Origin of the sequence: Spirosoma sp. 48-14, assembly GCF_001898575.1 — a bacterium.
Classification (GTDB): domain Bacteria; phylum Bacteroidota; class Bacteroidia; order Cytophagales; family Spirosomataceae; genus Spirosoma.
Genome location: NZ_MKUD01000009.1, coordinates 1 through 21771, shown reverse-complemented (window position 1 = coordinate 21771; position 21771 = coordinate 1). Strand labels below are relative to the sequence as shown.

General features: G+C 48.4%; 12 protein-coding genes and 1 pseudogene. 6 read left to right on the top strand and 7 right to left on the bottom strand.

Translation table 11 applies throughout. The features are described from left to right. Positions 1-86 precede the first annotated feature (86 nt). A complete protein-coding gene (locus tag BGO59_RS06755; protein ID WP_293682511.1) occupies positions 87-791 on the bottom strand; it encodes a DUF3431 domain-containing protein in 705 nt (234 codons plus the stop codon). Between the two features lie 113 nt (positions 792-904). Here BGO59_RS06755 and BGO59_RS06750 point away from each other — a divergent pair, with 113 nt between their 5' ends. The 4 genes from BGO59_RS06750 to BGO59_RS06735 all read left to right on the top strand — a co-directional run bounded on the left by BGO59_RS06750 (position 905) and on the right by BGO59_RS06735 (position 7165). Further along, positions 905-3022 (top strand): S9 family peptidase, encoded by a 2118-nt coding sequence (locus BGO59_RS06750; RefSeq protein WP_293682509.1) that lies wholly within the window; start codon positions 905-907, stop codon positions 3020-3022. Positions 3023-3139: 117 nt separating this feature from the next. Next, a complete protein-coding gene (locus BGO59_RS06745; RefSeq protein ID WP_293682507.1) occupies positions 3140-4240 on the top strand; it encodes a Fic family protein in 1101 nt (366 codons plus the stop codon). A gap of 209 nt (positions 4241-4449) precedes the next feature. Continuing rightward, positions 4450-5586 (top strand): hypothetical protein, encoded by a 1137-nt coding sequence (locus BGO59_RS06740; protein WP_293682505.1) that lies wholly within the window; start codon positions 4450-4452, stop codon positions 5584-5586. Between the two features lie 49 nt (positions 5587-5635). Then, entirely contained in the window at positions 5636-7165 is a 1530-nt protein-coding gene (locus tag BGO59_RS06735) for a VCBS repeat-containing protein (protein ID WP_293682503.1), read from the top strand. A gap of 107 nt (positions 7166-7272) precedes the next feature. Here the strand turns inward: BGO59_RS06735 and BGO59_RS06730 are convergent, their stop codons facing one another. The 5 genes from BGO59_RS06730 to BGO59_RS06710 form a co-directional block, all read right to left on the bottom strand. Then, positions 7273-8658, bottom strand: coding sequence for a glucoamylase family protein (locus BGO59_RS06730; protein WP_293682501.1), 1386 nt, complete (start codon positions 8656-8658; stop codon positions 7273-7275). Between the two features lie 101 nt (positions 8659-8759). Beyond that, on the bottom strand, positions 8760-10436 hold the full coding sequence (locus BGO59_RS06725) for a glucoamylase family protein (RefSeq protein ID WP_293682499.1): 1677 nt from the start codon (positions 10434-10436) through the stop codon (positions 8760-8762). Positions 10437-10532: 96 nt separating this feature from the next. Continuing rightward, the gene (locus tag BGO59_RS06720) at positions 10533-11453 is read right to left on the bottom strand and encodes a LamG-like jellyroll fold domain-containing protein (RefSeq protein WP_293682497.1); all 921 of its coding nucleotides are present in this window, start codon (positions 11451-11453) and stop codon (positions 10533-10535) included. A 61-nt stretch (positions 11454-11514) separates the two neighbouring features. Continuing rightward, positions 11515-13050: a RagB/SusD family nutrient uptake outer membrane protein gene (locus tag BGO59_RS06715; RefSeq protein WP_293682495.1), complete on the bottom strand. Its 1536-nt coding sequence runs from the start codon at positions 13048-13050 to the stop codon at positions 11515-11517. Positions 13051-13065: 15 nt separating this feature from the next. After that, positions 13066-16098, bottom strand: a complete 3033-nt coding sequence (locus BGO59_RS06710; protein WP_293682493.1) for a TonB-dependent receptor — start codon at positions 16096-16098, stop codon at positions 13066-13068. 315 nt (positions 16099-16413) lie between these two features. Between BGO59_RS06710 and BGO59_RS06705 the strand changes: the two genes are divergently transcribed. Continuing rightward, entirely contained in the window at positions 16414-19194 is a 2781-nt protein-coding gene (locus BGO59_RS06705) for a two-component regulator propeller domain-containing protein (protein ID WP_293682491.1), read from the top strand. A 161-nt stretch (positions 19195-19355) separates the two neighbouring features. Here BGO59_RS06705 and BGO59_RS06700 read toward each other — a convergent pair whose 3' ends face one another. Further along, a complete protein-coding gene (locus BGO59_RS06700; RefSeq protein ID WP_293682489.1) occupies positions 19356-20639 on the bottom strand; it encodes a Gfo/Idh/MocA family oxidoreductase in 1284 nt (427 codons plus the stop codon). A gap of 515 nt (positions 20640-21154) precedes the next feature. Here BGO59_RS06700 and BGO59_RS06695 point away from each other — a divergent pair. After that, positions 21155-21771, top strand: a pseudogene (locus tag BGO59_RS06695) (hypothetical protein); the annotation flags it as partial.

Below are 21771 nucleotides of genomic sequence, written 5' to 3'. Positions count from 1 at the left end.
GGACAAAGCGTTCGGAGAAACTGTAAAAAAATCAGATTTACCTATCTGTAACTAGTTCAGACTGACTTTTTTTATCTAACGATCAATTAGCGTGAACGTTGGCTGGCAGACTGGTACTTCATGGGTTTAAGCTGAACTGTTAGTCGATTAGCCAGCCAGTGCGGATCGATACCTGCAATGCCAAACACACGGTCCCAACTTCGTTCAAAACAGTGAGCTGCATCGGGAAAATCAATAGATACCCTCAAGGCCTGCTCATAAAAGGATACGGTTTTTTGCTGTAAAAGGTTGCGATGAATAGCAAACTGGGCGCCCAGCACAAAGGTATATTGCTCGGGGCCACCCGTACCAAAAAGAGACTGATGAAACCCCCGTAAATCCAGACCCCGCCCGTCGTCGTTTTTGCTCCACGGTCGGAATAGTCGATGGCCTCGGGCGTCGTCAGTATCGATCAGATGGCCCAGCCAGTAAAAATGCGGGTTCGAGTGCTGTTCGTTGGGGTTAGAAAACCAGGAGCCGTCAGCAAAAGCCCGTAGGGTTTTCTTGAAATCATACGCATGGTCGAAGGGTTTGCCCTGGCAGAAAATGGTCCACTCGGCCAGCGAATCGTATCGGCTTATGATGTGATGCAGATAGGTATGGGCTTCTCGCCCGACATTGGGTAGGGGAATGGCCGTAGGACCAGCGGCATGGTCTGGGCTTTTATCGTAGACCGTGATCTGTAGGTCTTTCGGTACATTTCGGAGCCAGCTCAGATCTTCGGTATAGTGAGCTACAACGAGTTCAGGCATTTAGTTAAGAGGATAAGCGCAAACGTTTCACAAAGAACGCAAAGCGGCTGTTAATTTCTTTACGTTCTTTGTATATCCTTTTTGCGCCTTTACGCTTGAGCTATTCTCTTCCTATGAAACGGACGTATTTTGCGCTTTTCTGTTTATTGACATCCCTTCGTATGACGCAGGCACAACCCGTTACGGCTCCTAAAGCCGCTGTAAAACCTAAAGAACTGATTACCAACGGCCATAAGCGAATTGATAACTATTATTACCTCAACGAGCGCGAAAACCCGGAGGTAATCGACTACCTGAACGCCGAAAATGCGTATCTCGAACAAGAGCTTGCGCCCGTGAAAAATCTGCGGGAAAAACTGTTCGATGAAATGAAGGGCCGTATTAAAGAACAGGATGAGTCGGTGCCTTACAAAGAGGGGAGCTATTTTTATTACAGTCGATACATCACGGGAGGGGAGTACCCGATTTATTGTCGTAAAAAAGGTTCGCTCGATGCCCCGGAAGAGATTCTCTTTGATGGTAATGCGCTGGCAAAAGGGCATACGTATTACCACCTGGGCGGATATGAAGTGTCGGACAATGAGGAGATGGCGATCTACGCTGAAGATGTGGTAAGCCGTCGGTTGTATACGCTGCGGATCAAAAACCTGAAAACCGGCAAAACCTATGCAGACAAGATACCGGATGTAGAAGCCGATAATTTTGCCTGGGCGGCTGATAATAAGACCTTATTCTATATCAAAAAAGATCCGCAGACGCTGCTGGGGTATCAGGTGTATCGGCATGTGCTGGGTACAAGCCCCCAGACCGACGCGCTGGTATATGAAGAAGCCGATAACCAGTTCTACATGGGCCTGGGTCGCTCAAAATCGAAGAAATACATCGCCATTGGCTCCGATCACAATGGCGTTGCAACCGAATATCGGCTATTGGAGGCTAGACAGCCGATGGGTCAGTTCAAGGTGTTTCTGCCGCGAGAGAAGGGCCACGAGTACGACATTGTACACTACCAGGATAAATTCTATGTCCGTACGAACTGGAAAGCCGAGAACTTCCGGCTGATGGAAGTGCCAGAAGGAAAAACAACTGACCGTACTGCCTGGAAGGAAGTGATCCCACACCGGCCCGATGTGTATCTGGCTACTATGGACGTGTTTGTCAACCATCTGGTGTTGGGCGAACGTAAGGCCGGTTTAACCAATATCCGGGTTATAAATCAGCAGACTAAAACTGACGAATACCTCGATTTTGGCGAGCCTGCTTACGTGGCCGGCATTGGCTATAACCCTGATTTCAACACCAATATTCTCCGGTTCGGCTATTCGTCACTGACAACGCCCAATTCAACCTTCGATTATAACATGGATACGAAGGAGAAAACGTTGAAAAAGCAGCAGGAGGTGTTAGGCGGTTTCGACAAGGCCAATTATGTATCGGAACGGGTCTATGTAACCGCCCGCGATGGCATACAGGTGCCCGTATCGCTGGTGTATCGCAAGGGAACACCCAAAGATGGTTCGGCGCCATTGCTACAATACGCCTACGGTTCCTACGGCTATTCGATTGATCCCAGCTTTAGCTCAACCCGGCTGAGTCTGCTGGACCGGGGTTTTATCTTCGCTATTGCCCACATTCGGGGTGGGCTGGAAATGGGGCGTCGGTGGTACGAAGATGGCAAGATGCTGAAAAAGAAGAACACCTTCAACGACTTTGTGGATGTATCGGAGTACCTGATTAATAACAAGTATACGAGTTCGGATAAGCTGTTTGCGATGGGCGGGAGTGCAGGTGGGTTGCTGATGGGCGCTGTGATCAATCAGGCACCGCAGCTTTACCGGGGCGTAGTGGCGTCGGTGCCGTTTGTGGATGTTGTGACGACCATGCTCGACGAAAGTATTCCGCTCACAACGGGTGAGTTTGAAGAGTGGGGCAATCCGAAAAATAAACCCTATTATGATTACATGCTCTCGTACTCACCCTACGATAACGTGGAGCAAAAAGCGTATCCGAATCTACTCGTGACCACGGGTTTACACGATTCGCAGGTACAGTACTGGGAGCCTGCCAAATGGGTGGCCAAACTGCGTGCGCTGAAAACGGATACGAATCAGTTGTTGCTCCATACCAACATGGATGCAGGTCACGGTGGTGCTTCGGGGCGTTTCCAGGTATTAAAGGAAATCGCGCTGGAATATGCGTTTATGCTCAATCTGGTCGGGATACAGCAATAAGTATAGCTCACAAACTCCTGGGGCCGATTTCCTGTTTTCCGTAACTTGTCTGATTAGCAGTTTGGAAAATGCGGTGATTAGGTGATATATTCACCGCAAAATATGCGGTGAATAAGGATGTACATTTATCAACGACGGGAATGGCCCCAGTTTCGATGGGATCAGGCTGAACTCATTATACCTCTCGCTGCTCTTCGGCATAAACAAGGAAAACTAATAGGGCAGATGACTGGGTTGGGATTTTCGCTTCAGTCCGAGGCAATGCTCCAAACAATGACGTTAGAAGTCTTAAAGTCAAACGAAATAGAAGGTGAAATTCTCGATCAGCATCTGGTACGTTCGTCTATTGCCCGGCGTTTAGGTATTGATACGTTTGGACTTTTGCCTCCAGATCGTCAGGTAGAAGGCGTTGTTGATGTGTTAGTGGATGCTACTCAGTACTTTAGTCAGCCTTTAACCAAAGAGCGCTTGTGCAGTTGGCATGCGGCTTTATTTCCAACGGGATATAGTGGAATGCATAAAATAACTGTGGCCGATTGGCGCAGTGGAGATGCAGGACCTATGCAAGTCGTTTCGGGAGCAATAGGACGGGAACAGGTACATTTTCAGGCCCCGGATGCATCAATATTGGACCGTGAAATGCAACTGTTTCTTACCTGGTTTAACGGAGAGTTTACGTTAGACCCAGTTCTTAAAGCGGCTGTTGCGCATCTATGGTTTGTCACTATTCACCCGTTTGATGATGGAAACGGACGGCTTGGGCGCACGATTGCCGATATGCAATTGGCAAGAGCCGACGGATTAAAACAACGATTTTATAGTATGTCGGCTCAAATTCGTAAAGAGCGAACTACGTACTATACGATGTTGGAAAAGACTCAAAAAGGGGCATTAGACATTACGGATTGGTTGAGCTGGTTTCTGGCCTGTTTGGATCGGGCACTGAGTGCTACCGAAAACATACTGGCAGGAGTATTGACAAAAGCACGTTATTGGGAGTGGTTATCCGAAAAAATGCTTAATGCACGTCAGCAACTGATGCTTAATAAATTGCTGGATGGATTCGAAGGGAAATTGACCACATCGAAGTGGGCTAAAATCACCAAAACGTCGCAGGATACGGCGCTACGGGACATTCAGAATTTACTTGATCAGGAAATACTTGTCAAAGAAGATTCGGGTGGGCGGAGTACTAATTATGCGTTGAGGACAATCTGACATGCAAAGGCATTCAAAAGCGACTAACTAAGGTTACCCGTTCTTAATCAGCCATATTACCCCTTGTTCGGGTTAGGTTGAATACCCAGATTCACAATAAACCCTGTGGGCCTACAGCCATATTAGTACTATATTTGTAGGTATCCGGTTGGCCTGGACGATGTATAGTCTGGGCCAATTACGTTAAATGCTTCTCACGATTAGTTGTTATGGCCCAACTTGTTCGTATTCCAACACCCGGCAAAGACAAAACTCCGCTCTCGAAGGCACAGAAGGAGTTTAATCGACTGACCAAAAAAATAGGGGAGCTGGAAACCGACCTGGAACAGTTTCGAGCAACCGCTACCCAGATTCAACAGCGGGTGTATTCCGAATATGAGCCCTTACTTCGGTCGTTCAATGCGCTTCGGGCCGATCTGGTACAGCTGTTTGACCGGGCTCATGACAGGCCCGAAACGACCAAGACGGAGCGGAAAAAACTGGTTGATATAATCCTCAATCTGGCTTACGAACTCATTAGTGAACATGGACTGGATGAGCTAAAGCCGGTTTTTGATAAATATGACAAGGCAGGGTATGACGCCACCGATACAGAAGCTGACCAGCAGGTTTCGGAAATCATGAAAGAAATGGTCGGGGCTATGTATGGCATTACGTTCGAAGAGGGTGTTGATGTCAGTACGCAGGAAAAGTTTATGGCATATATGCAGGAGCAGATGCAAGCCAAACAGGCCGAAGCGGAACAACGCCAGCAGGAAGCTCAGGAGCGACGCGCCCAAAAGCCTAAATCGGCAAAACAACAGGAGCGGGAGGCAAAAAAGCTGGTCGAAGAACGGAACATTACCAAAGCGGTCCGGACGCTTTATATGGATCTGGTGAAAGCGTTTCACCCTGACCGCGAACGTGATGAAGATGAAAAGGCCCGAAAAACCGAAATCATGAAGCGGGTGACCGAAGCCTATGAAAAAAGTGATCTGCTTTCGCTGTTAAGACTCCAGCTTGAGTTTAACCGAATCGATCAGCAGCACCTCGAAACCCTGGCCGACGATCAGCTTCGGTATTATAACAAAATACTCAAACAACAGGCCGACGAACTCTCCAACGAGTTGTATGGTCTACAGAGCCAGCTTTCGGCAGCCCTTAATAAACCTCTCATGATGGTTGGCTCGGCGCTTAGTCTGGAATTCAGCTTCAACAACGATATTCGGGAATTGAAAGGCAGTATAAAGGCGACCAGGAAAGATATTAAAGAGCTAACCAACCCAACCGTGCTGAAAGCATTTCTGAAAACCTATAAAGTTCGTAAGGCAAACGAGTTCGATATGTTAGGCGGACTTTTCGGCTGATTACAGCCGTTTTTGATTAACCTATTCCCGTTTTATTAACGCAGTAACCATGCGTACAATTAAGCGCTTCTTTTTCCCCGTTTATAGTTTTGTTGGTTTAGTTATTGCCGTCGGTAGCTGTCATTCGGGTAGTAACAGTGCGCTCGATAATCCAATCATCGCTGAAGGGAAAACGCTGGCCGAAAAGCACTGCGGTAGCTGCCATGTGCTGCCATCGCCCGAGTTGCTGGACAAAGAAACCTGGGTAAAATCGGTGTTGCCAGCCATGGCATCTAATCTGGGTCTTGAAGCGTATACGGATGGAAATTACTACGCAGGACCGAAATCGGCCATCTCGTTCGAAAACTGGCAAAAACTGATTGCCTACTACGAAACGCTGGCCCCACCAAAACTAAAAGGAGCCGACGTTCCTGTCGAACCTACCAGCGACTGGGCCATTTTTTCGCTCGAAAAGCCCCAGGCCGATATTTCTAAAACAGCGATGACGACGATGGTGGCAATCGACACGATTGGTCATCGACTGTACTCGAGTGATGCGTTCCGGTCAGATATTACCCAGTGGAATCAACAGTTGCAGGTGACGGGCAGTAAGCAATTGCAATCGGCCGCTGCGCAGGCTACCTTTTTTCGTGATAAGTCGGGGACCGAACAAGGGCTATTTACGTGTATGGGCACTATGCGAGCGGCCGATATATCGCGTGGGGAGCTGATAACCATGAGCCTGGCAGGTAAACAGCCAGCGGATACCTCGATTATTGCTTCTGGTTTGCCCCGCCCTTTACAGTCGGTTGCTGCCGATTTGAACAAAGATGGGCTGATGGATTGGGTGGTGTCTGGATTTGGTCATTTGCAGGGAGGGCTATATTGGCTGAAGCAGCAACCTAACCATAGCTATACAAAAGTTTCGATTCGGGAAGTGGCCGGGGCTATTCAGACGACGGTGGGGGACTACAATGCTGATGGCTGGCCCGATCTAGTCGTTCTATTTGCCCATGCCGATGAAGGTATCTGGTTATTTCTGAATGATAAAAAAGGCGGTTTTGTAGAGCGGAATCTACTTCGGTTTCCGTCGGTATATGGCTCTACGAGTTTTCAACTAGTCGATTTGAACAAAGACGGTCGATTGGATATCCTGTACACCTGTGGTGACAACAGCGATTATTCCAAAATTATGAAGCCCTATCATGGCCTCTATATCTACCTGAACGAAGGCGATTTTCGACTGAAACAAGCCTATTTCTACCCCATCAATGGATGTACAAAAGCGATGGCCTCTGATTTCGACCAGGATGGTGATCTGGATATTGCCACCATTGCCTTCTTTGCTGATTTTTTACACAATCCGGCGGAGAGCTTCCAGTACTTCGAGCAACAGAAGCCGTTGGCGTTTCGACCTCATGCGCTGCCCATTCATACGTATGGCCGCTGGATATGCATGGATGTAAACGATGTAGATCAGGATGGGGATGCGGATGTGGTGCTGGGTAATTTTTCGCAGACGTTTATTATTCAGAAGGAGTTAAAGCCAGCCTGGGACACACACCTGCCTCTGATCGTATTGAAAAATAAGACAAAATAACGGGCAGAAGTAGGTCTGAAAATTTGGTATAGAGCCGGGTACGTTTAAGCCCACAGGTCAGGCTGTGGGCTTATAGGGAAAGAGCGAGTTAACGATTTACACGGTCTTTACTTCAACCATCCTCCCGTAAATCCAGCGCGTTTCAGGCCTTTACGAATGTATGGATTGCGTTTCATCAGGTCCCAGATGAAAGCGGTCCGGGCGTTTTCGGCCATCAGTAGAATCGGCCCCTGATCGATACCAAGGTAATCTTTGTCAAACCAGCCAGGTCTGGATTCGCTACGTTTTGCCGGTACGTACGCATAGGCAGATGGATACCGGTAAGTTGGATTAAAGGCATCCCGGAAACCATATTCGCCATAGAGGGCAGGACCATAGCTGGCTTTCATGGCCCGTAGGGTAGGCAGGCAGATTTCGGGGGCAAATGCGATAGAGCCACCAGCCGCCGTTGGGGCTAATGTGCCATCGTCAACAATCTGGGTAGAGGCCGCCCCCCGCGCCCGATACGAAAAGAATGTTCGACCGGCTACCGTCGTGTCTTTGGGCCCATCGCAGGCTGTCAGGCCCCAGATTGTTGCGCTGTAGTCCTTCCACTTGCCCGGATTTTCGATGCAGTAGGCACGGTTGGCGTACGTTGCCCGACGCGAATTTTCGGCATAATCTATGCCTTTCTCTTTCATGTACGTATCTTGAATACCTCGAAAGTCGATCCAGATGTGTGAATACTGATGCCCGAAAAGTGGGTCGAAGTTGACATGCTGTTGCCCCTGAAAACGAGCCCAGGGATAGGTTTTCGTCCAGGCGTTCCAGACGGTTTCTTCGACTGGGTGGGTAGGGGAGCCCAGAGCCAGTACATATAGTAGCATGGCTTCGTTATACCCTTTCCAGTCGGCCGGGATAAATCCCTTTTCGGGATGCCAGCCCATCGACACGTAGGGCTTATGGTTCTGAATCCAGGTCCAGTCGACACGGCTATAAATCTGATCGGCCAGTTGCCGGATTTCTGCTTCAATGGGCGTGTTCTTGTCGAAATAGGTCTGGCAGCTGAGTATGCCGCCGAGTAGTAAAGCTGTATCGATGGTCGAAAGCTCCACTTCTTTGAAACGTTCGCCGGTTTTCATATCCAGAAAGTGGTAGAAAAACCCTTTGTAGCCAGTGACACCCGTTGCCTTGTCCGATTGGGGGGCATTGGCAAAAAAACGTAATGTGCTGAGGGTACGCTCGGTAGCTTGTGTGCGGGTGATATACCCCCGCTCGACGCCAACCAGATACGAGCTAAGTCCGAATCCCACAGCGGCAATACTGGCAAACGAACGGGTAGGGGCTCGATCGGGAACAAGGCCATTTTCGGCATTGGTTGTATTCCAGAAATACCGGAATGTATCCCGTTCAAGACTATCCAGAAACGCATTGTCGGCCGTCGTAAATGGATACGGTCTAGGCTGCGCAAAGCCAACGGATAGAGTTAACAGAAAGAGGATAAACGATTTCATACAAGAGAGGGTAATCTGATGCAGGGGATGTCCGTGTAGCCGCAGGCTGGGTGGTAGCTGAAAGGTTTTAGCCTGCGGTTATACGGTTTCTTCCCGCGTTACTAATTCAGGTTTGGACTTTGAAAACCGAGGTTTTTCATGCCTTTTTTGACTTCGGGACAGCTCATGAAAAGCTTCCAGAGTAGCCCAGACCGCTGGTTTTCGATCATGACGATAATCGGCCCCTGATCGATGGCCAGGAAGGAGTCGGCAAACCAGATATTGGTCAGGTTGAAAGCATCGACAAACCCGTAATTTTTCCAGATGCGGTCTCCGAGTTTGTAATAAAAGAACCGCAACGCTTGCATCGACTCCGTTGGCGTATAAGGCATGGCCGATAAAGCGGCTGTAGGAGCAATTGTGCCGTTGTCATTGGTAGGGTCGCGGGCGGAGTAGCCGTCCTGCTGGTCGCTGGCGGTTAAGCCCCAGCAATCCTGACTATACCCGGCATATTGCTTTGCATTGGTTTTACAGTAGGTGTAGTTAATGAGCGTATGGGCGGTATTCTGCTGCCAGTAGTCGGCATAGGCATCTTTCAGATCGTGCGGATTGATACCCAGAAAGGAGTATTGCGAGAAGAAGAGCGGGCCACCATAGGCCGGCCCCAGTGGGAGCTTGATGCCATAATAGCTGTTGCCGTTGACCATCTTACCGTTTTGCGCCCAGCTATTGTCATAAACCGTTCTGGAAATGGGAGTTGTGTTCGATGAAGCTGCCAGTACGTAGGTAATGAGGGCTTCATTCCAGCCACGAATTGGCAGGTTCATATCCCAGTTATACGTGGGCGACCAATGCCAGTATAGGTTTGTTTCAGCTCCATTTTTCGTGAACCAGTTCCATTCTACGCCGTCCCAAAGAGCGTTGATCGTTTTGCGAAGGGCAATTTCATCGGCACTGGTTGTGCTGTTGAAATATTGCCGGGCCGTTAATAGCCCCTGCATCAGATACGATGTTTCGACCAGATCGGCACCGTCGTCTTTCTGACTGAAGGGAATGGTAGCGCCGGTTGCCCCGTTGAGCCAATGCGGAAATGCACCGTGATAACGTTTGGCGTTATTAGCCAGAAAGTTAGTCAGGGTTGTCAGGCGGGTCAAGGCTTGCTGGCGGGTAATAAAATTGCGGTTAACGGCCACCAGAATCGCCATGATGCCGAAGCCCGTTCCGCCGGTAGTGACCACGTCGCCGGAAGAGTTGCGCTCACGAGCCATGCCCGACACGGGATGCCCAAAATCCCAGAAGTAGGCAAACGTCTGTTTCTGAACCAGATCGAGCAGGAGTGAATCGCTGATGCGGGTAAATTTGTCGGAGTTGTCGAGTGAGGTTGTCAGGTTAACGCTTATCGTCGAATTCAGGGGTGTGCTCCGCTGTGATAGTAAGGTAGGCTGAACGGTGAACTGGTAAGCTGTGAGTGAACTCAGCGCACTCTTAGGGGTTAGGGTAATGAGTGTATCTCCACTCGAAACGGTATAATTGAGTGGCACAGATGCTGACGTTGATTTCTGAATAAGCTGAATCGCGCTTGCTGCCGACTCCCTATTGACCGGGGCTGAGAACGAAACCGATATGACTGGATTGGCGCCCACGTTCTGAAAACTCATACTGGACGACGATTGACCCGCTACCTGCACCGACTTATAATAGAATTGTTCGGCAGGTTGGGTATCCTGTTCTTTTTTGCAACTCAGGCAAAGAAGCAGGCAGAATAAGCTTAGAAGATAAGACGTTGAGTTTAGTGGCATCGTACTGGCTGGATAATCTGACCGTTGGGCTAACCTTCTGGAAGTAGGGGCTGTAGTCCAGAAGGTCAACAGCCCCTACACTTTAATTTTTAATGCTTAGCGTCCTGCCGACTCTAATTGGTATAGGTAGCCGATGTCTGTTCCAGACAATGCTTTGTTATACACGCGAACTTCATCGATTCCACCGGTATACAGACCCTGCCAGGTCTGAGCTGTTGATTTTGTATATCCTGTAGCAGCATTAGGCCAGCCTCCAATAAGTACCTGGGTAGGAGTTGACAAGGTAATAGGGCCAATACCTACCGGAGGAGTTCCCGTTGTTCTGTTACGGAAGTTCTTGTTCGATACTAACACGCCATTGGCATACAGATCGATATTTGAGCCTGCTCCATCATAAACCATTACGTAATGAACCCAGGTATTTTTGGTTTTAACGATCTGGAAGTCTGTGCCAGCGGTTCCGTAATCATTGATGTTGTCGCCACCCAAGCTATAGTTTCCACCAGAATAGGTATGGAAAGCACTGTGTAATGCCAGCGTGTCGCCTTTGGTTGTTGCACGACCCGTTTCCAGGTACATATTGATCGGTCCCTGGTTCCAGTCGGCCTGGGTTGCCACTGCCTGTGTAAGGGCAAATACAGAAGAGGCCGTTTTTCCGTTATTAGCCGTATTTATCCAGGCACTTACCGTTACGCTGGGTATCGCGCTGGTACTGCTTAGAGCAGAAATGGTTGGATAAAGTACATAGCCTGAGTTCAATTGGAGTGCCTGTCCTTTAGGGCCATTCGTAAACGAAGTATTGCTACTGTTCGATGGTGCTGTGCCTGACTTGTCCTCATTGTTTGTGCCGTCAAACGTCCAGTGAGCCAGTAAATTAGTGGCTGCAACATCATTGGAGGTATTATATCCACCGATCGGTGGTAACGTAGTTCCGCCATCATCCTTTTTGCAGGAAGTAAACACAGTGCTCATTAGTACACCGGCCATTACCCACGCTGTGATTTTCGTCGTTTTCATGTTTAGTTGTTTTAATTGAATTGGATTTATTGGACTTGTAATCGAAAATGCTTGGTTTATCTTAGTACCCTGGATTCTGGTCCAGTTGCCCTCCACTGAGCTGTATCTGTAAGCTTGGTACAGGTAGTAGTTCGTTTTTACCTGCTACGAAATTTTTGCCCGCTGCCTGCATCACCTGTGCAGCACGGCCTGTCCGAACCAGATCGAAAAAGCGGTCGTGTTCCATCGCCAGTTCTATCCGGCGTTCTTTCCAGATAGCCTGCTTTAGGTCGGTCTGAGAAGCCGCTTTTGTGGCTGTTAGTCCCGCTCGGTTGCGGACCATGTTCAGATACGTAATGGCCTGCGCACTTTGGCCGAGTTCGTTGCTGGCTTCGGCGGCCATCAGCAGCACATCGGCGTAGCGTAGGAGCCGTACATTTTTCTGCTTTTTATCGCGATTACCTAAGTAGGGTTCGACATTTGGGTTTTCACTCGCGTAGGCTTTGTAGTTGTAATACAGGTTCTGAACTGAATCGGCACTGGGAATGCGGAATCCGTCGTACAGGACTGTCCCTTTATGTTGCGGGCTGGTGTCGATGAAAATGATGGTAGCCGGTTTTCGCTTATCGCCCGATTCGTAGGCATTGACCAGATCGGCAGAAGGCGTATCGAAACCAAAGCCTAAATCGGTCCATCCTCCTTTTCCGCCTACACGGGGTCCTTGCCAGGTGCAATAACCTCCTACCGCAATATCGCCGTTGTTGAATGTTCCACTCTGCGTTTCGAAAATGGATTCGCTGCTGTTGTTCCCTGCATATCGCCAGATAATCGAATAGTCGGGCAACAGAGCATACTGTCCTGAGTTGATAACTTCCTGCGTAAGAGCCTGTACCTGTTGCCAGTTTTTGCGGTAGAGGTATGTTTTGGCCAGTAACGCCTGTGCAGCTCCTTTGTTGGCGTGACCAGCGCCCGCTTGTGCCCGCAAAGGCAGATTACTGATGGCGTATTGCAGGTCTTGTGTAATCACATTGTAAATCGTATCGACTGGGGCTCTGGTCTGGAAAGCAGGATCCGTATTGGCATCCTGTGCATCGTTCGGTACGCGAACGACTTTAGGCACTTTCCCGAAAAACCGAACCAGGTTGAAGTAATAGTACCCCCGGATGAAGCGAACTTCGCCCATTAGCCGGCTTTTCGTACTGGCATCGATAGAAGCGGTTTGCAGCGCTGCCAGGGCCTGATTGGCGCGAGCAATACCACTGTAATAGCCATTCCAGAGAGCTGCTACGAAATTGTTGGTGGGCGTCGTGGTAAAATTATCGATGTCTTTCAGGCTAGGCTGATCACCATCAAAGCTCCCTTTGTCGGCATCGTCAGAAATGATATTGGTAGCCGCAATAAAGCTAATGCCGTGAATGTCGCCCCCGGCACCGCCAAACGCTTCACTGTTGTAAAGACTGTTGTAAACACCCGTCACCAGGTTGACCGCCAGATTTGGGTCGGTAGCTGTAGTAGCCTGGCCCTGAATGGGTACATCCAGAAAGCTCTTCTGGCAGGAAGCCGTCAGCAAAACGGCTGTAAAACCGATACTGAGTGAGATATAGGTAGTCCGTTTCATTTGTGTCGAGTCAGGTTAAAAGCCCACGTTCAGCCCCAGGGCGTACGTTTGGGTGGTTGGATACGCGTTCAGTTCAATTCCCTGATTGGTTGGATTGCCCGATAGTTCGGCTGTAAAACCGCTGTACTTCTTGATCGTCAGAATGTTCTGCGCCGTAACAAACACCCGCACACTGCTTATCCTGACCTTTTCGAGCAGCTTGTCGGGAAGTTTGTAGCCCAGCGTGGCATTGTTGATGCGCACAAACGAACCCGATTCAACGAAATAGGTAGAGGCAGGCAGGTTGCCACTGTTGGCACCGGGCTCATTCTGGATGCCGCTACCCGGCGACCAGCGCCCATACGCCATCGACCGTTCGACGTTGTCCAGTTGGTTCTGACGGAATCCACGCTTACCATTGTAAACCTGATTGCCGACGTTCCCGTAAAAATCAACGCTGAAATCGAGGCCTTTCCAGGTCAGTCCGGCATTCAGGCCGAAGTAAGCTTTCGGTTGGTAGGAGCCGGCAAACACCCGATCGTTATCATCGATTTTGCCATCGCCATTTGTATCCTGGTATTTAAAATCACCCGGATTGGCCGACGGCTGAATGACCTGGCCGGTTGCACTTTTATAGTTGGCAACCTCATCGGCAGTCTGGAAAACGCCCAGTACCTGTAGGACGTAAAAGCTTCCGACAGGCTGTCCATTGTCGGTTCGGGTCGTGTACTGCTGGTTGGCGCCCACGCCACCATCCAGAATCGGTTGCCCACCATTTAAGCCAATGACTTTGTTCTGGTTGAGGGTAGCATTGGCCCCTACGCGGTAGGAAATATTGTTAGTAATTTTGCCCCGCCAGTTTAGGGTAACTTCCAGTCCCTGGTTCTGAATCGAAGCCGCATTGGTCAGCACAACGCCATCGGCATCACCCGTCACGGAAGGTACTTTAACGTTGATCAGCAGGTCTCGGGCTTTTTTGTTGTAATAGTTGACCTCGCCCGACAGCCGCCCATTAAGCGCCGAGAATTCAACACCCAGATCCGCTTCTTCGGTAGTTTCCCACTTCAGATTAGGGTCTTTAATTTGGGTAATCGCACTACCTGGCGTAGCAATACCTCCTCCGAACGGATAGGCAAGGTTAGGCTGTACCGTAACCGTATAGGAATCGGAGGGTATGCGGTCATTACCAACGCGTCCCCAGCTGGCCCGCAGTTTCAGAATATCGAAAATCTGCTGGCTTTGCATGAATGGTTCGCTGGTTAGTAGCCAGCCTGCTCCCACTGACGGGAAATAACCCCAGCGGTTCCGGCTCGGGAACCGGGAAGAGCCGTCGGCCCGAAGGGTAGCCGTGAGTAAATATTTGTCGTTGAAGTTATAATTGACACGCCCGATGTAGGAATTGCGGGTGTATTTGTCGCCTGTCCCGTCGTTAGTCGACGTATTGGCATTGCCGGTGCCGATGTACCATAAGTTCTGTGCCGCCGGAACATCTTTCCGGAAAGCTGAGAACTTGACCTGCGTATATTGTTCGGCAGTTGTACCGACCAGTACGGTTAGGTTATGTTTATCGAACTTCTTACTAAAGGTTGCTAAATTGTTCCAGGTCCAGTGAAAGGTCCGTGTATTTTCGAAGGTGAGATTACTATTCGGATTACGCTGATTACCACCGGGAGTAATAAACGATGTAGTATCGTTATTAAACTGATAATTATAAACCCGGCTATTCTGATTCAGCCAGTCGCCCCCCATTTCACTGCGTAGAGTAAGCCACTCAATGGGCTTGATATCCAGATACGCAGAACCCAAAAGACGATTATCCGTTGCTTTATTGTTGTTCTTCTCAATATCCATGATCGGGTTGCCTACGTTCTGGTATACAGACGTATTGCCGTATTTAGTCCCTGCTTTCGATGGTATAATCGGGGCGGCCCGATAGGCATCATTGTAGGCTGAATTCAGGTTAGCGATCTGGTTATCGCCATTCGAGTACGAAGCGGAAATACCGGCTTTAACGTATTTGCTGAAGGTGAAATCGTTATTGGCCCGAAGGGTAAACCGCTTGTAGATATTGTCGATCACAATACCCTGATCGGTAAAATACCCTGCACTCAGGAAGTAGGTGGCTTTGTCGGTACCACCGTTGACGGACAGGCCGTGGTTTTGCTGGAAGCCGTTCCGAATAATTTGTCCGTACCAGTCGGTGGATGTGGTACCTGGGTTAACAACATTACCACTCGCAGCACTCACATAGTTGGCATATTCAGTTGCATTGGCCATCCTGACCAGGCTGGCTGGCATGCGGAAACCGGCGTTGCCCGAATAGTTGACCGTCATTTTTCCTGTGGTCCCTTTCTTTGTGGTGATTATAACCACACCATTGGCACCCCGAGCCCCGTAAATGGCGGTTGCCGATGCGTCTTTCAGTACATCGATGTTGGTAATATCAGCCGTGTTGATGTTTGAAATGTCGTCCGTTAGCACACCGTCCACGACAAACAGGGCTGCTGTTCCTGCCAGGGCCGTACTTGTACCCCGGATACGTATCGTGGGAGATGTTCCAGGCTGGCCGCTACTGATAATCTGCACCCCTGCCGCTTTTCCCTGCAAGGCCTGTGTAGCTGTAAGAACGGGCTGCTTTGCCAGTTCTTCCCCTTTTATCGTTACGGTAGCCCCGGTAACGTCGGCCTTCCGCTGGGTGCCATACCCAATGACGACTACTTCGGTCAGAGACCGGGTATCTTCCTGCAACGATACATTGATGGTTGTCTGCCCATTCACTGCAATTTCCTGTTTCTGATAGCCAATGCTCGAAACGATCAGGGTTGCGGTATCATCTGCCTGAATTGAAAAGGCTCCGTTGGCATCGGTAACGGTACCAGTATTTGTGCCTTTGACCTGTACAGTTACTCCCGGCAGACCTACAGTCGTTGCGCCATCGGTCACTTTACCCGTTATGCGTATGGGGGGGGCATGCCTGGCCCATGCCAGGTTTATGAATGAGTAGAAAACCAGGCATAGTACCAGATTAATTACCCATTTTGTTCTCCAACCAAGAAAAATGTAATCCATAGTTGATCTGGTTAAGATTGCTTGCGTGGCGTTTCTGTAAAGCTGTTTTTGCTGATGTACAGCTATGTGTTATAACAGAGATCCGCAATAACTTTCTAATATTTTTTTGCACAAAAGTAGGTGAACACTAACTTAGCCTATAAAAAAGGGGTACATCATTACCACATCATTCTGGCTTTTTTAGCCAGTAATCAATGTTTTTTAATACATCACAGCGTATCAGGCGCTGTTTTTATGCAAAACGGGATGTATGTAAGCAGAACTGTCTTTGGACGTTGGGTGGTTGGTATTTGGGGATGCTATGTCCTCCTCATCATGCCTGCCATAGCCCAGTCGCCTTACGGTTTTTGTCGTCCTGAGCTTATGCCGTATAGCCGTCAACAGTACGGAGCCTATAACCAGAACTGGAGTGTGGCACAGAATTACCGGAGCCGATTCATGTATTTTGCCAACTCGAAGGGATTACTCGAATTTGATGGCAGTAACTGGCGCGTGTATGAACTCCCCCGAAAACAACGAGTGCGATCTGTCGCTATCGATCAGGAAGGTCGAATCTATACGGGTGCTTTGGGCGAGTTCGGATACTGGTTTCCCGGAAAGAATGGCGAATTAGTCTACCATTCACTCGTGCCCCTGATTCGGGAAAAGGGTTTTTTACGGGAAGAAATCTGGAATATTCAGATCACAACCGATGGCGTTTTATTTCAGTCTTTTGCTTACGTATATAGATACAGGCAGGGACGTATCCAGTTCTTACCACCACCGGCCACGATTCTGTTTATTCACCAGGTATACAATCGATCCTTGCTGGAAGTGTTGGGTAAAGGATTGTATGAGTTACAGGGGGATCAGTATCAGTTGATACAGGGGAGTGAGTTTCTGGGCCGCGAAACGATCAATACGATTCTGCCCATTGGTAGTCAGGATATACTTATTGGTACCGAACGAGGTGTATATCGGTACGATGGCCAGCGATTTATGCCGTTTAATGCGCAGCTCAATACCTTTTTTCAGCAAAATCGCCTGAACCGGGGTGTTCGGTTAACGTCGGAGCTGTATGCCTTTGGAACCTTGCTGAATGGTGTTGTAATTACCACCGCCGACGGGCGTATCCGCGACCATTTCAACCAGCGGAATGGGTTGCAGAATAATACGGTACTAGCCATGTGCCGTGATAATGATGGAGATTTATGGCTTGGTCTGGATAAAGGTATTGATCGTATCAATATAAGTTCGCCAGTACGGTACTTTACGGATAATGAGGGTAATTTAGGGACTCCTTACGACATGGCTCGGTATGGTGAGAATCTGTATTTGGGAACGAATCGTGGAATATATTATCGGCCGTTGCACCAGCCTGACATACCGTTTAAACTGATTCCGGGAACGCAGGGTCAGGTCTGGGATCTGGCTGTGATTGATGATCAGTTACTATGCGGGCATAACAAAGGAACGTTCCGAATAGAGGGAGCTCAGGCGCAGCTTATCTGTTCCATTACGGGTGGGTGGGTGTTGAGTCGTTTGAAGAATCACCCCGACAAACTTATTCAGGGGACCTATACAAATCTCTGCATTTACCAGAAAGACAAACAGGGGAAATGGGCTTTTTCGCACACGGTCGACGGTTTTTCAGCGCCTGTTCGTCAGTTGGAGGAAGATGCAGCAGGTAGTATATGGGTGAATAAAGCATCGAATCTGGGCCTCCAACGGTTGACGCTCACCGCCGACCTGCATAAGGTAGCCAGTAACAAAGAGTATACGGATGATGCGTTTCATAGCCCCGTGTTAAACCTTTGCCGGGTCAGTAATCGGATCGTGCTGACTATGTCGGAGGGGTTGCGTATATATGACGCTTCAAACGACCGCTTTATTCCTGCTTCGGTCGTTTATGCCTGGGCCGATCATACCATCCGAAAAATTTTCCCCATGCCAGATTCCAGTTTGTTTTTGCTTCGTAAGGATGGAACGGTGGGGTGGACACAGCCGCAGGGGCGGGTGTCGGGCGATATGCCAATACAAACGAATCAGTGGGTAGAGGATTTCGAAAAAATTGTTCAGCTGGACCCAGGGTATATTGCTTTCTGCCGCGAGAATGGATTTGCGATTTTGCCTCGTTCTATGGTAAATCACCCAACTAGAGCTGTACCCCCACCCATCATTCGAACTGTTACACCTGTAGATGATCCAGGTAGTCGTTATATGTCGAATGAAAAGCTACCGGCAATCCATTTAACCTTCTCTCACGATCAGTCTAATCTGTTATTTACCTATTCGACCCCTTACTATGCTCAACCCGTAAAGTACAGTTACTGGCTTGAAAATAGCACTCGCGAGTGGTCGCCTTATACGCCCTTACATCAGAAAGAATTTAATAACCTGCCTCCTGGCCAGTACACGTTTCATCTGAAATCGAACCTGAATCCAACTGAAAGCAGTCTGACATTTGAGATTCGACCACCCTGGTACTGGAACATATGGGCTAAACTGATCTATTTAGGCCTGTTGGTAGGGGCAGGCTGGCTGGCTTATCTGTTACACCTTCGCCGGATAGCTATTCAGCAGAACCGAATGCGAAAGCGGATGGCCACAAAGTTGCGTCAACAGGAAGAGCAGAATCAGCGTGAAATTATCATGCTTCAGAAAGAACAGTTGGAACAAGGCTTGATTCAAAAATCAGAAGAATTGGCTAATTCAACGATGGCGCTGATTCAGAAAAACGAACTCCTCATTCAATTAAAAGAGGAACTGAATCGGGCGAAGGCACGTGCTGGTACTCGCGTGCCGGGTGATGATTTTCAGCGGATTACAACCTTGATTGATACGAATATTTCGAGTGAACAGGACTGGAAGCTCTTCGAGACAAATTTCAATAAAGTACATGAGCAGTTTCTGAAGCGACTACTCGAACAGTACCCCGATTTAGGACAGGGTGATCTAAAACTGGCAGCTTATCTGCGTATGAACCTGTCGACGAAGGAAATTGCCCAGTTGCTGAACATCACTCACCGGAGCGTAGAGTTAAAACGGTACCGACTTCGTAAAAAGCTTGATCTCGAAGCCGATATGAACCTGAGCGAGTTTATGATGAAGTATTAGTAAGTCTCTGATTTGTCGTTTGATAGTATTTACTTAGAAGTTGTTTGAGTTAGTCAACGTAAAACGTTTGGCACAGGTAGGGTGAGGGCAGGTTGTAGGAACCGGCCCTCACGAACTCAAAAAGCCTCTTAATCAACGTCAAACGACAAATCGAATTCAACTTATAGTAAATTCCAGCCTTTACGATAGTCTCTTGACAGCAGTGCGTTGGCATCGGCATTATGCCTGAATTTCTCTTTGTGAGCATTCCACTCCAGCGGTTCGCCAAGCCGATACGAAATCAAACCCAGGTGCATAGGCATAGTCATTTGACGGGCGTAGGCCAGATTAGATTCGGGCTGTTTTCGGGATTTAACCGAGTCTATAAAATTTTGCTGGTGGCCGGGCGACCGTTCAAGGGTAATGGGGATTTCGGCTATGTCGGGCATAGTTACGCCGTTTATCGTAATCTCGCGAGTGTTGTAGTCGCAGAGAAGCGTGCCCTTATCACCTTCAAAGTAGGCGCCTATACCTCGCTTAGCGGCTCCTGGTACATCAGGCGGAGTACTAGTCCAGTGTAGGTTCAGGCCATCAAATTCGTAATCGATATCGATCCATTTGGGAGCATCGCCGATGCCTTCAGGGGCTTCGCCTTTCGCCTGAATCCGTTTTAAACCCGTAGGATTGATCGACCACCAGACCACATCGGCAATATGACACCAAAAGTCCTGAAACACACCGCCTGAGTAGTCCAGAAAATAACGGTAGGTAAAGTGACAACGTTCGGGGGTGTAGAGTGATACAGGAGCAGGCCCTTGCCACATATCCCAGTTCAGCGTAGCCGGTGGAGTCTGGTAATTGGCTGGACCAAGCACAGGCGGGAAGCCGGTTTTCCAGAGTCGGACAGTATGCACTTTGCCGATAGCGCCCGCTTTGATAAGTTCGACAACCCGGTGGTAATTGTCGCCAGCATGGATCTGGGTACCTAATTGAAAAATTCGATCGTAGCGGTTCAGCGCCTTCAGCATTTTCTGCCCTTCGCGCACGCTGTAGGATAGCGGTTTTTCTCCGTAAACATCTTTGCCTGCCTGAAACGCCATAATCGCGATCTGTGCGTGCCAGTGGTCGGGGGTTGCACAGGTGATGGCATCAATGTCATGTCGGTCGAGCAGGTATCGGAAATCAGAATACGTTTTAGCCGTTGTGTTGGGTTGCAGGGTTTGTAAGGTTGAAAGTGCTTTAGCCAGATGAGTCTCATCGACATCACATAAGCCTACCACCTCAACCTCTGGTAATTTGGCAAACCAGTTCAGGTGATTGGTCCCCATGCCGTTCAGACCAATATGGGCAACTCGAACCCGGTCGCTTGGGGCTACCTTACGGTTCGGGCTGTACCCGAAAGCCAGACTAAGGGCGGCCGTACTACTCTGTTTTAAAAAATCACGGCGGTTAAGATGGTGGTTCATAAGAAAAGATAAAACCTAGCAGTTTACCACCATAATACCAATATGCTACTGAATCTACTTTTCTGGTTATCATAAAAATATGTACAATAAGCCCCAATTCCTGTTCTATGGGTTTTAATAGATACTACACCCATACATTCCTAACGGCTTATGCCAGCATACTCACCCAAGATAAACAAGATAAATGTAATGGGGCAGGTATCAACGGTTGCTTCAACGAGTTCGAAATGAACAATCGTCAATAAGTTGTCTGATCGGTAGTTTACGAAAAAACAGCGATCGACAGATTATGGCTGCTATTCTAGTCCGGGTAGCAGAAAACACTGAAATTACCTGGTATATCAATGTACATAATGATACTGTGAGCAATATGACAAAGACCCATTAAATAATCTTTATACCATAATCACAAATACGCAACACTAATTTTACTTGTGCCAAATGTCTTTTTTAGGATATTTGACTTACGATTTATTCCCTTAGTATGGGATACTTTAAACTTATAATTATCAATTATGATAAAGAAACTTTTACTTTTCATGCTATTGGGAATGTGTACTGGCTTTACGGCCTTTGCCCAAGACCCATACATCGTCAAAGATGGAGTGATTGTTAGTCCATATAGCTTATCAGTAGGTACATACACTAGTGTAACTATTGGTTTTGGGAATGCATCTACCTCGAGTAGTATCCCTCAAAGCGCAAATGCTACCTACACCATAAATGTACCTCCAGTAGTGGGCGTAACCAGTGCTTCAATTACGGTCCCATCTGGTACCACGGCCAACCTGACATTAACTTTAGGTAGTTACACCGCATCTAAAGGAACCACTGTGATTGTAAATAGTAATAAAGGTGATGTTCCTATTAATACTACTTATACCTTGGTGATGTCGTTACGCGGTGTAATTGCAAATGAACCCGGTGTTGAATCAAATGTTATAGCAAATGCAGTTGCTTCTGGCTTATCTACAAATAATTCTAGTAACGATAACGGTAATAGTGCGCTAAAAGTATTTGCAGGCCCTATACAGCCGGTAAGTCTAGTGTCGTTCACGGCCAAACCCCAGGAAGACCAAACCATCGCCCTGGCCTGGACTACCTCCTGGGAAACTAACAACAAAGGCTTCCT

What these genes read in the sequence shown, in the direction of transcription:
- BGO59_RS06755 (WP_293682511.1), bottom strand. Translation starts at nt 791, where the DNA reads ATGCCTGAACTCGTTGTAGCTCACTATACCGAAGATCTGAGCTGGCTC.
- BGO59_RS06750 (WP_293682509.1), top strand. Translation starts at nt 905, where the DNA reads ATGAAACGGACGTATTTTGCGCTTTTCTGTTTATTGACATCCCTTCGT.
- BGO59_RS06745 (WP_293682507.1), top strand. Translation starts at nt 3,140, where the DNA reads ATGTACATTTATCAACGACGGGAATGGCCCCAGTTTCGATGGGATCAG.
- BGO59_RS06740 (WP_293682505.1), top strand. Translation starts at nt 4,450, where the DNA reads ATGGCCCAACTTGTTCGTATTCCAACACCCGGCAAAGACAAAACTCCG.
- BGO59_RS06735 (WP_293682503.1), top strand. Translation starts at nt 5,636, where the DNA reads ATGCGTACAATTAAGCGCTTCTTTTTCCCCGTTTATAGTTTTGTTGGT.
- BGO59_RS06730 (WP_293682501.1), bottom strand. Translation starts at nt 8,658, where the DNA reads ATGAAATCGTTTATCCTCTTTCTGTTAACTCTATCCGTTGGCTTTGCG.
- BGO59_RS06725 (WP_293682499.1), bottom strand. Translation starts at nt 10,436, where the DNA reads ATGCCACTAAACTCAACGTCTTATCTTCTAAGCTTATTCTGCCTGCTT.
- BGO59_RS06720 (WP_293682497.1), bottom strand. Translation starts at nt 11,453, where the DNA reads ATGAAAACGACGAAAATCACAGCGTGGGTAATGGCCGGTGTACTAATG.
- BGO59_RS06715 (WP_293682495.1), bottom strand. Translation starts at nt 13,050, where the DNA reads ATGAAACGGACTACCTATATCTCACTCAGTATCGGTTTTACAGCCGTT.
- BGO59_RS06710 (WP_293682493.1), bottom strand. Translation starts at nt 16,098, where the DNA reads ATGGATTACATTTTTCTTGGTTGGAGAACAAAATGGGTAATTAATCTG.
- BGO59_RS06705 (WP_293682491.1), top strand. Translation starts at nt 16,414, where the DNA reads ATGCCTGCCATAGCCCAGTCGCCTTACGGTTTTTGTCGTCCTGAGCTT.
- BGO59_RS06700 (WP_293682489.1), bottom strand. Translation starts at nt 20,639, where the DNA reads ATGAACCACCATCTTAACCGCCGTGATTTTTTAAAACAGAGTAGTACG.